The sequence below is a fragment of the Glaciihabitans sp. GrIS 2.15 genome (assembly GCF_035984695.1).
GTDB lineage: Bacteria > Actinomycetota > Actinomycetes > Actinomycetales > Microbacteriaceae > Lacisediminihabitans.
This window is the reverse complement of the sequence record NZ_JAXCHU010000008.1, coordinates 170,210-184,556: the sequence shown is the minus strand read 5'-3', so window position 1 is coordinate 184,556 and position 14,347 is coordinate 170,210. Positions and strand designations below refer to the sequence as shown.

The window sequence follows — 14,347 nt, the reverse complement described above, 5'->3', positions numbered from 1 at the left end:
GTTCAGCGCGCCGCTGCGCCATCCATCTCCCGTTTTTCCTACCGCCGCCGTGTCTGAACACGGAGGCGGTAGGAAAAATGGACGGGGGTCACGCCTCAAGGGAAAATGCGACGATCGGGCGCAACTCCGGGTGCGTTCTACAGCCGGCCGGCGGCTTTCAGCGCGATGTAGCGGTCGGCGAGGGCCGGCGGGAGGTCCGCGGGGGCGCCGGTGACGACATCCGCCCCCAATTGCCGGATGGCGGCCGAGACGCGGGTGGTGTCGAGCATGGCGCGCTCGGCGGCAGCGGCGCGGTAGACATCGTCCCGATCGCCGCGCTCGAGTGAAGCCGATAGCACCGAAGGGTCGGTCACGGAGGACACGACGACCGTGTGCTTGCGGGTGAGCTGCGGAAGCATCCCGAGTAGGCCGCGGGAACTGCCGGCCGCATCGATCGAGGTCATGAGCACGACGAGCGCGTGCTGGCTGGTCACCGAGCGCACGAGCGAGGGCACCGCCGACCAATCCATCTCGATGAGCTCGGGATCGATCGGGGCCATCACGGTGACCATTCGCGAGAGCAACTCCGGGCCGCTCGCCCCCTGGATTCGTCCGCGAACCCGTCGATCGAAGATCACGACATCCACCCGGTCGCCGGCCCGCGTGGCGAGAGCGGCAAGCAGCAGCGAGGATTCGAACGCGGTGTCGATCCGCGGCTCGTTGGCGATGCGAGCGGCAGAGGTGCGTCCGCTGTCGATCACGATCACCACGCGGCGGTCCCGTTCGGGCCGCCAGGTGCGCACGACCAGGTCGCTGCGCCGGGCGGTGGCGCGCCAGTCGATCGAACGCACGTCGTCGCCGCGCACGTATTCGCGCAGGCTGTCGAACTCCGTACCCTGTCCACGGATCATCACACTGGTGCGCCCGTCGAGCTCCCGAAGGCGAGCGAGCCGGGAGGGCAGGTGCTTGCGCGAGTTGAACGGCGGAAGCACCGTGATCGCGCCGGGAAGGTCGATGGTCGCCTGGCGGGCGAGGAGTCCGAGCGGTCCGAACGACCGCACCGTCACCTCCGCCGCGCGTCGTTCACCGCGCCGGAACGGGGTGAGCGATGTCTCGATCCGCCGTCGCTCGCCCACCGGCAGCACCAGCCGTGCCCGGGTCGGTGACGCGCCCGCGGAGGGCTGCCAGCCATCCCGCACAATGCCGCGAATCGTGCGTCGACCCACGTTGGTGAGCAGCAGGGCGGATGCCACGGTCTCGCCGAGCCGCACGCGTTCGGGCAGCTCCCGCTCCAGTCGCAGTTGCCGCGGGGAGCCCGCCAGCAGCAGGTCGAGCATCGCTACGAGCATCGCGAACAGGAGCCAGATACCGAGCAAGTCTGGCTGGTTCAGCAGGATGATCGGCACGATGCCGAGCGCGACAAGCAGTACGAACCGCCCCGACCATGCCATCAGAAGCCGCCGCTCATCTAGATCGGCACCTGTACCTGGCTGAGGATCGAGCGCAGGATCGCGTCCGGTGCCACGCCTTCGAGCTCCGCCTCTGGTCGCAGCTGGATGCGGTGCCGCCAGACCGGCAGCACCATCGCCTGCACATGGTCGGGCGTGATCGAGTCGAATCCATTGAGCCAGGCCCACGCCTTTGCGGCCGAGAGCAGAGCCGTCGTTCCGCGCGGGCTCACTCCGAGCTTTACGCTCGGGCTCTGGCGCGTTCCCCGGGCGAGGTCCACGATGTAGGCGAGCAGATCGGCGGATGCGCGCACCCGTCCAACCTCCTCCTGCGCGGCGGCGAGCTGCTCGGCATCCAGCACCGCGGCGACGCCCGCGGCCTCGAGGTCACGGGGATTGAACCCGGCGGCACTGCGAGTGAGCACCTCGACCTCGTCGGCCCGCTCGGGGATCTCGAGCACGAGCTTGAGCAAAAAGCGGTCGAGCTGTGCCTCGGGCAGCGTGTAGGTGCCCTCGTACTCGATCGGGTTCTGCGTTGCCGCCACAATGAAAGGCACCGGTAACGGCCTGGTCTCGCCATCCACGCTCACCTGGCGCTCTTCCATCGCCTCGAGCAACGCGGACTGCGTCTTCGGGGGCGTGCGGTTGATCTCGTCGGCGAGCAGGATGTTCGTGAACACCGGACCGGCGCGGAAGTCGAATTCACCGCTTCGGGCGTCATAGACCAGCGAGCCCGTGACATCCCCCGGCATCAGGTCAGGGGTGAACTGCACTCGCTTCGTCTCGAGCTGCAACGCCCGGCTCAGGGTGCGTACGAGCAGGGTTTTCGCGACACCAGGCACCCCCTCGAGTAGGACGTGACCGCCGGCGAGCAGCGCGATCATGAGCCCGGTGACGGCGCCATCCTGACCAACCACGGCCTTACCCACTTCCCCGCGCACCCGGGCGAATTGCTCGCGAAGGGCGGGGGAGCCGCTCGGGGTATCAAGGGAAGGTGCAGCCAGGTCGGTCTCGGTCATTGGATAATTCTCCATGGTGGGTTTCGTATTTCAGGACGGACGGATGTCGCGAGCGACGAGCTGCTCGAGTTCGAGTAGCTCGTCGGAGAGCCGCACAAGATCACGGTCGGTGCGGGGCTCCGCTGTGAGCAGCAGGAAACGGATGTCGGCAGGATCGCGCGCGGTGACCCTCGAGACGGCCGCGATCACGTCATCCACCGTGGAGAGCCGCGGCAGGCCGCAGAGCGTGGCCAGCCGGGAAACGGCACCGATGCGCAGCGAGTCGAGAGCCCGCAGTCGCGCCGCACCCTTCTGGTAAAGACGCGCCCGGCCCTCCATCGTCTCGCTCGCCCGCACGACGACCGGAAGGTTCTCGACCACGAGGGGCCCGAGGCGGCGTCCCCGCCAGAACGCGGCGACGATGGCGACGATGATGAGCAGCGTGGAGACCGAGCCGACCCAGGAGGGAATGAGTTCGGCGATGCTCGGGCCGCTGATCGATGAGTCGTCGATCGTCGGCAGATACCAGACCAGCCGATTACTGTCGCCGAGGAGGGTGAGCGCGAGTGCAGCGTTGCCATGCTCGGCGATGTGCTCATTGGCGAAGGCGTCGGTCGTGCCGACGACCGTGATGTGTCGCCCCGCCCGGCTGATGTCGACGACCGAGAACGTGTTGGTACCGCTGCCGAAGCATCCGGTCGCGTCCGCTGCACCGTCGATGATGCGGAATCCGGATCCGGCACCGGTCACTCGCCCGGCGGCGCGCGCGGCGGGCAGGTCGCAGCGGGCGGTGAGGGAGGCGCGGCCGACGACTCCGGCAAGACCGACCTCTGGCGCCAGGGCCGTGGCCTGCGCAAAGGTGGGGGCCAGCAGCACGACGTGCTGGGCGAGAGCGGCGAGGGAACGCAGCTGCGCGGAGTCGAGGTGGGACGCGGAGTCGACGAGGAACAGCGTCGAGCCGGGGGAGTCGCGAAGGGCGGAACGGGCGCCCGCGAGGGTCGCGGGCACCGAGACATCCACTCCCCTTGCACGCAAAACCTCAGCGATCGCCTTGCTGCCAGCCGGTGCCGGATTGGTCGCCGAGAATGGCACACCGCCGGTCTTGGCGCCGGTGGTGGCGAACGCGATCACGGCGATCAGCACCAGGAAGACGGCCGCGATTATCCAGAACATGCCCTTACGGCTCGCGGCGCGGATCGTGGGGGTGAGGGTGGTGCCGTAAACCGTCACGGGGTCGTGACCGCGGACGACAATGCCGGACGGGCCGCGCGCAGGTCGCTCTCAAGGGCTGAGGCCGAGCGGTAGACCGCTTCGGTACCCGCCCGGCTGAGGTAGCGCACGTCGTCGAAAGCGGATGCCGCGGCCGAGAGCCGCTCCGAGAAGGCGGGTAGCACCGTGCCTGCGCGGAGCGCGAAGTCCCGTGCGGTGGTGCCGGGGGAGACCGTGACCAGCGTGCGTTCGGCGAGCCCTCGGGCGATCGAGCGGAAGATCTCCTCGATGGCGAGCACCCAGTCCGCCCGGGCCGCGGCCTCCTCGGCGGAACGGCGCATCGCGGAAGCATCCCGCGCATCGTCGTCGCCGAACAACGCACCACCTCCCGCGCTTCGACGATTGAGCCTCGGGGCGCCGAAGATGAAGAAAGCCGCGACGAGGGCCGCGACCACGACGATTAGAGCGATTATCAGGATCGGGCCCTGGACGCCGGGCCCCCCGTCGATCTTCAGCGACTGCAGCCAGTCCCAGAATGCCTTCGACGCGCGGTCGAACCAGGTCGGTTGGGCGGCCCGGTATTCCGGTTTCGATAGCTCCTGGATGATCCACTGCTGGGCCTCAGCGGAGTCCGGAGTCACCGGCACATCGAGTCGCACCAGGGCGAGAGTCGTCGCGATCACGCCCACGGAGACCCGTCAGGAACCGGCGCCGGCGCGACCGGAGCGCCGTGCAGCAGCGGGCTGACCGCATTCGCGTTCCCCGACTGCTTCGCCTCGACATAGCGCACCAGTTCGAGGTCGAGCCCCTCCTTCCGGATGCGCAGGTCGAGGTAGATCAGTCCCGTCGTGGCCGACTGCACCACGGAGGTGATCGACTGGATCACGACGGCGATCACGACCGCAAGCAGGCCGACCACCACGAGAAGCACGGTCACTCCGCTGCCCTTCTGGCCCTGGGGGTCGAAGAGCACCGTTGCGAACTGGGTGACGATCGAAAGGGGAATCGAAGCCACTTGGCTCACGAAACCGATAATCGCTGCCACGAGAAGCGTGATTCCGAAGGTGCGCCAGAAATACCCCTCCGTGAGCGACCAGGAGCGGGCCACGGACTCGCGGATGCTGAGACGCTCGATCATGAGCACGCTCGCCACCAGGGAGAGCTTGGTGCTCAGCCAGACGTAGACGACCGCGAGACCGATGGACGCGAGGAAGCCGATCAGCACTGCGGCGATGGCCCCTCCGGTGCCGAGGCTGACCACGAGCAACACAATGATGACCACGATGACGCCGAGCACGACCGTCAAGGCGAGCACGACCAACGCGGCCCAGCCGATCAGCGCTCCGATGCGGCCCCGAGCCCTCGTCCAGAGGGCCCGAAGCGTCAGTTTCTCGCCGACGGCGCCGCTCGAGACCTCGAGCACGATGATGCCCTGAAGCACGGCCGAGGCGATCACGGCGAGCAGTGCTGGGATGATCGAGGCCACGACGATGAGCCCGGTCGCACCGGCCGTGATCTGGTCTGTGTTCTGGCTGGTGCTCGAATTCACACGCGAGACGCCAGTGAAAGTGACCCCGGCCACCGCGAGGATCAGCACTAGGTAGACGCTGCCCTGGATGAGCAGCGCCGCGCCGAAGGTGGGCTTCGGGTTACGACGAAGCACCCGGAAAGACGCACCGAGGATCGTGCCGAGATCGAGTGGACGCAGGGGGATGAGGCCCGGCTTCGGCGGCGGGGTCCAGCCCGGTTGCGCGCCGCCAGAATAGGCGTAGCCGCTTCCCGCGCCGGAGTTCTGGCCGATGAAGCGCGGGTCGACCGGTTGCCCCACCGGAGGCATGATCGGAGGCACGGCGCCGCCGCTGGGTGGCACTGCTGCCCCCGGGCTCGCCCACTTCTGTTCGTCGGTCACTCGTGATCCCCTCGTCGCGCCACAGGATTAACGGTCCGGGCGTTCAGCGTCCGGGAGCTCTCCAGCCCATGGGATTATGCTTCCACACTCGACTACTCTTATGCGAAAGCAGCTGAGCCTGTCTCAGACCCGAACCGCCACATGAAGACCGGATGATGACCGCACGCATTCTCGTAGTCGATGATGACACCGCCCTCGCGGAAATGATCGGAATCGTGCTTCGCTCCGAGGGCTTCGAGCCTTCCTTCTGCGGAGACGGCAGTCTCGCGCTCGCCGCTTTTCGAGAGACGAAGCCCGATCTCGTGCTGCTCGACCTCATGCTGCCAGGAAAAGACGGCATCCAGGTCTGCGCGGAGATCCGCACTGAATCCGGCGTGCCGATCATCATGCTCACCGCCAAGTCCGATTCAACGGATGTCGTGCGCGGGCTCGAGAGCGGAGCCGACGACTACGTCGTCAAGCCTTTCAATCCCAAGGAACTTGTCGCCCGCATCCGCACCCGCCTGCGTCCGACTCCGACCGCTGCCACCAACCTGCTCCAGGTGGGTGACCTTCAGCTGGATGTCGCTGGCCACGAAGTGAAGCGCGGCACGACGAAAATCAACCTCACGCCGCTGGAGTTCGAGCTTCTTCTCGCGCTGGCTCTCAACCCGCAACAGGTCTTCACGCGCGAGATGCTCCTCGAACAGGTCTGGGGCTATCACTACAAGGCCGATACCCGACTCGTGAACGTGCACGTGCAACGCCTGCGCGCCAAGGTGGAAGAAGATCCGGACAACCCGCGCATCGTCATGACCGTGCGCGGAGTCGGCTATCGCGCGGGCTCAAGCAACTGAACCAAGCTATGAACTGCGGAAAGTCCGGCCGGGAAGAGCGTCAAACGTGAATAGCTTTGACTGGCGCTCCTACATCGACCGTCTCCTGCGATTCTGGCGGGCCTCGCTCCAATTCCGTACGGTCGCGATCACCGTGCTGCTCTCCGGATTCGCAGTCATCGTGATCGGGGCATTCCTCTCGGTGAGCATCTCCAACAACCTGTTCGCATCGCGGAGCATCCAGGTGCAGCAGGAAGCCCGCACCATCCACAACCAGGCCCAGAGCACCTTCGATGCGGCGCAGCCGGCCAACGACCAGGCGCCGACGGTCGAGCTCGACGTCGTGGCGAATTCCGTAACCGACAAGTTTCTGCCGTCGACCACGGCACCGGCCAGTACCAAGTTCGCCATCAAACGCACGCCGGGGCAGGCCGAGACGCCGCAGAACATGCAGCCGGTGTCGTCCACGAACTTCCCCGACAGTGTCGTCACCGATTCCCTCCGGGCGAGAGTGGTCAAGGACGTCGCGCACGTGCAGTACCAGTCGGCGACGCTGCCGGATGGCTCGCCGGCTCTCGTCGTCGGATCGCAGGTGCGCGTGCCGACTGCTGGCAGCTACGAGCTGTACCTGGTCTATGACCTTTCCTCGGTTCAGACGACCCTTGGATATGTGCAACAGACCCTCGCCCTCGGCGGACTCGCGCTCGTGCTGCTGATCGGCGCGGTCACCTATACGGTGGTGCGGCTCGTTGTCGGGCCGATCAGGCTCGCCGCAGAAACCAGTGAGAAGCTGGCCGCTGGCCAGTTGGAGCAGCGCATTCCGGAGCGGGGGGACGACGTGATCGCCACCCTCGCTCGCTCATTCAATGGCATGGCCGATAGCCTCCAGCACCAGATCACCAAGCTTGCGGAGCTGTCGCGCCTTCAGCAGCGGTTCGTGTCGGATGTCTCGCACGAGCTGCGCACGCCGCTGACCACCATCCGGCTGGCGGGTGACGTTCTCTACGACCATCGGGATGACTTCGCTCCTGCGACGGCGCGCACTGCGGAACTTCTGCACACCCAGGTGCAACGGTTCGAAGTGCTGCTTGCCGATCTCCTCGAGGTAAGCCGCTATGATGCGGGCGCCGTGGAGCTCGAACTGGAACCAACCAACCTCGTGCGGCTGGTCGAGGATGCGGTCGAGGGGATGCAGCCGCTCGCCGAACAGCGCGGCTCGTCGGTGCGTTTCGTCGCGCCCGGCGGCTATTTCGAGGCGGAGATCGATGCCCGTCGCATTCGTCGCGTGCTGCGCAATCTGCTCGGTAATGCGGTGGAGCACGGTGAAGGCAAACCGATCGTCGTGATGGTCGATAGCAACGCGACAGCGATAGCGCTCACAGTGCGTGACTACGGCATCGGCATGAAAGCGGCGGATGTCTCGCGGGTCTTCGACCGCTTTTGGCGAGCAGACCCCTCCCGCCAGCGCACTATCGGGGGCACCGGTCTCGGCCTGGCGATCTCGCTGGAGGATGCGACGCTGCACGACGGTCGACTCGAAGTGTGGTCGGAACTCGGCATCGGCACGTGCTTTCGGCTGACCCTGCCCCGGGAACGCGGCCGTGCGATCGTCTCATCCCCACTCGAACTGCCCCCGGACGACGCCATTCATCTCGAGGAGGTGCGCGATGCGTGACCACCGCCGACCGGGAGTCCTGGCCGCGGTGATCGCCGCCATGCTTCTCGCGCTCACCGGATGTGTGGGTATCCCCGGCTCCGGACCGGTGAATGCCGGGCTGTCGCTGAGCGAAGACAGCACCGGCTCGAACATCGCATTCAATCCGCAAGGTCCGGAGGCGGGAGCGAGCCAGCAGAGTATCCTCCGCGGGTTTGTCGCGTCATTCACCTCGGCGACTGGCGGCTACGCCGTATCCAAGCAGTTTCTCTCTTCCGATTTCAAGACGAAGTGGGATCCGCGCCAAAGCGTGCAGGTGCGTTCCGGCACGCCGAGTATCAGCCAGCTCGGTGCTGCTTCGCTCGCGTATTCGTTCGACACACTGGCCACGGTCGACAGCACGGGTGCCTACTCGCAGACCAGTCAGTCATTCACCCTGCCGTTTTCCTTTGTGAAGGAAGGCAACCAGTGGCGCATCAGTGCGGCATCGGATGGCATCGTGCTCGCAGACCAGACCTTCGAGCGCATTTTCCGGCAGTATCCGCTCTACTTTCTCGATCAGCAGAACCAGTATTTCGTACCCGACGTGCGCTGGTACCCGATCGGTACGGCCTCGACCCGAATCGTGACCGCGCTTCTCGCCGGGCCGCCGGACTGGCTAAAGGGGGCGGCCTTCTCCCGGTTCCCGGACGGCACGAAGCTCTCGGATGCTGGCAGCGTCATCACCCCGGCCGACGGTGTAGCCCAGGTGGACCTCTCGAAGGAGGCACTCGTGGCCAGCGCGCGTGACCGCCAGAACATGTACCTGCAACTCGCCCAGAGCCTGCGGTCAGTATCGAGCATCTCGCAGGTGCGCCTCTCGATCCAGGGCGCCCCCGTGCAGGCCGACGACCCGGGAACGGCCGGTCCGCAGGTCGACTTCTCCGTCAACAGCCAGGCGCTCGTGCTGCGCAGGAAAGAGTTCGGCTTCTACTCAAACAACCGCGTCGCCGATCTTGCGGGAATCAGCACTAAAGTACTCTCTCTCGGTCCGCGGGATGCCACGATCTCATCCGACCAGCAGGAGGTCGCTGTTCTCGGCAGTGCGGGGGTCTCAGTTGTGCGCAAGACGGGCACGGTGGCTCTCATCGATCCGCGCCCCGATCTCATCGCTCCGTCACTCGACGAGGCCGGATACACCTGGTCGGTGCCGAAAAGCGCGCCGAACGCGATCAACGTCTACGATCCCTCCGGCACGGCCCACCCCATCTCTGCAAAGTTGCAGGACGGATCGCAGATGATCTCCCTCGCCGTGTCGCGGGAAGGTGCTCGAGTACTCATGCTCCTGTCTACCCCCACGGGACCGAGACTCATGGTGGCGGCGATCCTGCGCAACGAAAAGCTCGAACCGATAGGAATCGGCCCGGCGGTAGTCGACGTCTCACTCGGCAACGGCGTGGCCGTCGACGCGACCTGGGTCGACCAGTGGACGATCGGCACCCTTCTCACCGCCGACGGTCAATCGAGGGTCGAGCTGTACGCGATCGGTGGGCAGAAGACGGCGCTCAGCTCGCTCGTTCCCTCTCGCCAGATCGTCGGCGGCAACAAGGGCGAGAACGGACTGCACGTGCTCGGTCGCGACGACTCCACCCTCTACAGCTGGGGCGGAAGCAGCTGGCAGTCGGCCAAGGTCGCCGTGGACTTCATCGCCACCCAGCGCTAGTCCTGCACAGCCTCCCAACCGCCGGTGGCGTCCTCCGACCGGTGCCGACACGGTGATACCGCGCCGACGGTACGGGCAGACTCCGGTCATGGCACTCACGATTCCTGATTCGCTGCGGGAGGCCGTTCTCGATGCCCTGGCGGTCGTTTTGCCCCTCGCCTGTGCCGGCTGTGATGTCGACGATCGCGCTCTCTGCTCGGGATGCCGCGGGCAGTTGCAGCCGCGCCCGTTCGCGCGACCTCTCGACGACGGCACGCCAGTGTGGGCTGCACTCGCCTATGACGGAGTGCCGCGCCGCGCCATCCTCGGCCTCAAAGAGCAGGGGCGCACGGATGTTGCGCGAGCGCTGGCAGTGCCGCTGTGGAGCGCGGTCTCCAGCTCCATGCTTCAGGTGGGCTCCTCCGTTACCGGCTCGGTGGAACTCGCGATTCCCCCGGTGAACCGCGCGTCTTTCCGGCGGCGCGGCTACGATCCGGTGCGACTGCTCGCGCGGGCCGCTGGCCTGCCACGACCCGTGTCGGTGCTCGTCAACCTGCACGAGAGGGCAAGCCAGAAGACTCTCGATAGGGCGCAGCGTGCCGTGAATCTTGTCGGTTCGATGGCGGCGAGTAGACCGCTGAAGGGACGAAGTTTTCTGGTGCTCGACGACGTCGTCACCACGGGTGCGACCCTCGCCGAGGTCATTCGCTCACTGCGTGATGGCGGCGCGGAGGTGGTGGGCGCAGCCGTACTTGCGGCGACGCCTCGGCATTCGCTGGGTTTGTCATCAGAGCTCGAGATAAGCCGTGACATCGACGCCTGACGAGGACTACGGTGGGCAAAAGAGGCGCGGAATTATCGCCTGGTTCACCCGGGCGACGTGCCGTCAACTCAACAGGAACTGGGGAGTGCCATGGAAATTTCCATCAACGGCCGCAACGTGGGAATCACGGATCGATTTCGGTCATATGCGACCGAGAAGGCCGAGAAGGTCCTCCATCTTGCAGACAAGGCCCTCGCTTTCGAAGTCAAGGTGAGCCGCCACAACGAGAAGAACGGGTCAAGCGGTGACGATCGGGTCGAACTCACCCTGATCGGACCGGGACCGCTCGTGCGGGCGGAGTCCAACGGATCCGACAAATACGTCGCTCTTGATCTCGCACTCGACAAACTCGTCGAGCGACTGCGTCGGGCGAAGGACCGCCAGAAGGTGCACCGAGGACAGCATCGACCGGCCTCGATTCGCGAAGGGACCGCCGGTGGCTTCGGGGGCACCGACGTGACACCCGCGGATGCTGCTGTGATGGAGAAGGTGCGCACCGGTTCCATTGCCGTGATTGAAGATGCGATCCCGGAGGACGAGGACGCGGCGTGGAGCCCTGTAGTCATCCGCAAGAAGGTGTTCGCGCAGGTTCCGATGACGGTGGATGACGCTCTCTACCATATGGAACTCGTCGGGCACGACTTCTACCTGTTCATGGACGCGGAAACCGATCGCCCGAGCGTCGTCTATCGCCGAAAGGGCTGGGACTACGGCGTCATCGGCCTCGACGATTCCACGAGCGAACTGCAGGAGCCCGCGGGGTCGCGCAAAATGCGCGGCTGAGGCTGGCAAAGAACAGGCCGTCCGCACCAAAGCTGTGGGGTCACTGCACACGCGGTGGCCCCACTTCTGGGTTATCCGCGGGGCGACCTCACTGCGCGGACGGGCCAGACCGTCGGCTATGCCACCGGCTAGTCTTGTTACTATTACGAACTGGTCACAGGCCCCGCTCCGCGGTGCTGTCGTGGCGTGTCCCCCATTCATCTGGAGTTAGCAGTGGCCAACGTTCTCGAGAAGGTCCTCCGTGTCGGCGAGGGTCGAGTCCTTCGACGACTGGACCGGTATGCGCAAGCGGTCAATCACCTGGAAGATGACTTCAGCGAACTCAGTGACGAGGACCTGAAGAAGGAAACCGTAGAGTTTCGCGAGCGGTATTCGAACGGCGAGTCGCTGGAAGACCTGCTGCCGGAAGCGTTCGCCGCCGTGCGTGAGGCAGCCAAGCGCACCCTTGGTATGCGTCACTTCGATGTGCAGCTCATGGGTGGCGCGGCGCTTCATCTCGGCAACATCGCCGAGATGAAGACCGGCGAGGGCAAGACGCTCGTCGCGACCCTCGCGGCCTACCTCAACGCCATCCCATCCCGTGGCGTGCATGTGATCACGGTCAACGATTACCTCGCGAGTTACCAGTCCGAGCTCATGGGCCGTATTTTTCGCGCGCTCGGCATGTCCACCGGTGTCATCCTCTCCGGCCAGACTCCGCTCGAGCGGCGTGAGCAGTACGAGGCCGACATCACCTACGGAACGAACAACGAGTTCGGGTTCGATTATCTTCGCGACAACATGGCCTGGCAGGCCAGCGACATGGTGCAGCGTGGGCACAATTACGCGATCGTCGACGAGGTCGACTCGATTCTCATCGATGAGGCTCGCACCCCGCTCATCATCTCGGGTCCCGCCTCCGGCGAAGCCAATCGCTGGTTTGCGGAGTTTGCGAACCTCGCAACGAAGCTCGTTCCGGATGTCGACTACGAGGTCGACGAGAAGAAGCGCACCGTCGGCGTACTCGAGCCCGGTATCGAAAAGGTCGAGGACTACCTCGGCATAGACAACCTGTACGAATCTGCCAACACTCCGCTTATCTCGTTCCTCAACAACTCGATCAAGGCATCCGCGCTGTTCAAAAAAGACAAGGACTACGTCGTGATGAACGGCGAGGTGCTCATCGTCGACGAGCACACCGGCCGTATCCTGATGGGCCGTCGCTACAACGAGGGCATCCACCAGGCGATCGAGGCGAAAGAGAACGTCGAGGTCAAGGCCGAGAACCAGACCCTCGCCACCGTGACCCTTCAGAACTATTTCCGGCTGTATAAGAAGCTCTCGGGCATGACCGGTACGGCCGAGACCGAGGCCGCCGAGTTCATGAGCACCTACAAGCTCGGCGTGGTCTCCATCCCCACCAACAAGCCCATGCTGCGCATCGACCAGTCCGACCTCGTCTACAAGAACGAGGAGGCCAAGTTCGGCCAGGTGGTGGAAGACATCGTCAAGCGGCACGACACGGGACAGCCCGTGCTCGTGGGCACGACGAGCGTCGAGAAGAGCGAATACCTCTCGAAGCTCCTCGCCAAGCGTGGCGTGAAGCACGAGGTGCTCAACGCCAAGAATCACGCCCGCGAGGCCGCGATAGTGGCCCAGGCCGGCCGCCTCGGATCCGTCACCGTCGCCACCAATATGGCGGGGCGCGGCACTGACGTGATGCTCGGCGGCAATGCCGAGTTCCTCGCCGTGGCCGAGATGAACCAGCGCGGCCTCAGCCCGATCGACACTCCGGAGGAGTACGAGACGGAGTGGATTACCGTCTTCGACCGGGTCAAGAGCGTCGTGCAGGAGGAGGCCGACAAGGTCGTCTCGGCCGGTGGGCTCTACGTGCTCGGTACCGAACGCCACGAGTCGCGCCGCATTGACAACCAACTGCGTGGTCGCTCCGGTCGCCAGGGTGACCCGGGCGAGAGCAGGTTTTACCTGTCTCTCACCGACGATCTCATGCGGCTATTCAACTCTGCGGCCGCGGAATCCCTCATGGGCCGGGGGAGTGTGCCGGAGGACCTGGCGATCGAGTCGAAGGTCGTGAGCCGCGCCATCCGAAGCGCCCAAGGCCAGGTGGAGTCACGCAACGCGGAGATCCGCAAGAATGTGCTGAAATACGACGACGTGCTCAACCGCCAACGCGAGGCGATTTACGGCGACCGCCGGCACATCCTCGAGGGCGATGACCTTCAAGACCGTACCTCAAAGTTCCTCGAAGACGTGATTACCGAGGTCGTGGACGTGCACACCTCAGACGGACACGCCGACGACTGGGACTTCGAAGCACTATGGACCGAACTTGGCACGCTGTATCCGGTGTCGATCACAATCGATGAACTGCTCAGCGAGGCGGGATCCCGCAACAAGGTGACCACCGGTTTCCTCACCGAGGAGATTCTGTCAGATGCCCGGGTGCAGTATGCGGCCCGCACGACCGCCCTCGGAGAGCCCGCCATGCGCGAGCTCGAGCGTCGCGTCGTGCTCTCGGTAATCGATCGTCGCTGGCGCGACCACCTTTACGAGATGGACTACCTCAAAGATGGAATCGGCCTGCGCGCGATGGCTCAGCGCGATCCGCTGGTCGAGTACCAGCGTGAGGGTTTCGCTCTCTATCAGAGCATGATGGGGCAGATCCGCGAAGAGTCCGTTGGCTTCCTGTTCAACCTCGAGGTCGAAGTGACCGGAGGAGGAGAGGCCACTGCTGCTGTTCCGACCGTGGCCGCCAAAGGACTCACCGGCAACGCCGCTCCCGTCGATCGTCTCAGCTACTCCGCACCCAACGCCGACAATCAGGGCGAGGTGGAGGTGCGCAATGCGCGCGGTCAGCTCGACCGGGCGTCCACGGCGAAGGCCCAGGAGGCGCAGGATGCTTCGGGCGGTGGGTCATCCTTCGGTAAGGCCGCCACCGCTGAGGGCCAGCGTGGCACATTCGGCCAGAACAGTGGCGGTGCAGCCCCTGCCAACCGCGCGGAACGGCGCGCCCAGGACAAGCGCAAGAGCTGACCGGCCTCTCCCGTG

General features: G+C 65.4%; 11 protein-coding genes. 6 read left to right on the top strand and 5 right to left on the bottom strand.

The window, feature by feature from the left end; genetic code table 11:
* Positions 1 to 137: 137 nt before the first annotated feature.
* From RCH11_RS13010 to RCH11_RS12990, 5 genes are read right to left on the bottom strand one after another with little or no spacing between them, the layout of a single operon-like run.
* Complete coding sequence (locus RCH11_RS13010) at positions 138 to 1,430, bottom strand: DUF58 domain-containing protein (RefSeq protein ID WP_327057441.1); 1,293 nt, start codon at positions 1,428 to 1,430, stop codon at positions 138 to 140.
* Between the two features lie 17 nt (positions 1,431 to 1,447).
* Positions 1,448 to 2,446 (bottom strand): AAA family ATPase, encoded by a 999-nt coding sequence (locus RCH11_RS13005; protein ID WP_327057440.1) that lies wholly within the window; start codon positions 2,444 to 2,446, stop codon positions 1,448 to 1,450.
* A gap of 30 nt (positions 2,447 to 2,476) precedes the next feature.
* Positions 2,477 to 3,655, bottom strand: coding sequence for a DUF4350 domain-containing protein (locus RCH11_RS13000; protein ID WP_327057439.1), 1,179 nt, complete (start codon positions 3,653 to 3,655; stop codon positions 2,477 to 2,479).
* Complete coding sequence (locus tag RCH11_RS12995; protein ID WP_327057438.1) at positions 3,652 to 4,317, bottom strand: DUF4129 domain-containing protein; 666 nt, start codon at positions 4,315 to 4,317, stop codon at positions 3,652 to 3,654. Before RCH11_RS12995 ends, RCH11_RS13000 begins: the two co-directional genes overlap by 4 nt.
* Positions 4,314 to 5,543, bottom strand: coding sequence for a hypothetical protein (locus tag RCH11_RS12990; protein ID WP_327057437.1), 1,230 nt, complete (start codon positions 5,541 to 5,543; stop codon positions 4,314 to 4,316). The genes RCH11_RS12995 and RCH11_RS12990 overlap by 4 nt, the downstream gene beginning before the upstream one ends.
* A gap of 155 nt (positions 5,544 to 5,698) precedes the next feature.
* On the opposite strand from RCH11_RS12990, the gene mtrA reads away from it, so the two are divergent.
* The 6 genes from mtrA to secA all read left to right on the top strand — a co-directional run bounded on the left by mtrA (position 5,699) and on the right by secA (position 14,332).
* Positions 5,699 to 6,379: an MtrAB system response regulator MtrA gene (gene mtrA / locus RCH11_RS12985; RefSeq protein ID WP_327057486.1), complete on the top strand. Its 681-nt coding sequence runs from the start codon at positions 5,699 to 5,701 to the stop codon at positions 6,377 to 6,379.
* Positions 6,380 to 6,425: 46 nt separating this feature from the next.
* Entirely contained in the window at positions 6,426 to 8,033 is a 1,608-nt protein-coding gene (gene mtrB / locus RCH11_RS12980; protein ID WP_327057436.1) for an MtrAB system histidine kinase MtrB, read from the top strand.
* On the top strand, positions 8,026 to 9,714 hold the full coding sequence (locus tag RCH11_RS12975) for an LpqB family beta-propeller domain-containing protein (protein ID WP_327057435.1): 1,689 nt from the start codon (positions 8,026 to 8,028) through the stop codon (positions 9,712 to 9,714). Before mtrB ends, RCH11_RS12975 begins: the two co-directional genes overlap by 8 nt.
* Positions 9,715 to 9,802: 88 nt before the next feature.
* On the top strand, positions 9,803 to 10,516 hold the full coding sequence (locus RCH11_RS12970) for a ComF family protein (RefSeq protein ID WP_327057434.1): 714 nt from the start codon (positions 9,803 to 9,805) through the stop codon (positions 10,514 to 10,516).
* Positions 10,517 to 10,606: 90 nt separating this feature from the next.
* Entirely contained in the window at positions 10,607 to 11,299 is a 693-nt protein-coding gene (gene hpf, locus RCH11_RS12965; protein WP_327057433.1) for a ribosome hibernation-promoting factor, HPF/YfiA family, read from the top strand.
* Between the two features lie 213 nt (positions 11,300 to 11,512).
* Positions 11,513 to 14,332, top strand: a complete 2,820-nt coding sequence (gene secA, locus RCH11_RS12960; protein ID WP_327057432.1) for a preprotein translocase subunit SecA — start codon at positions 11,513 to 11,515, stop codon at positions 14,330 to 14,332.
* The last annotated feature ends 15 nt before the right edge of the window (positions 14,333 to 14,347 follow it).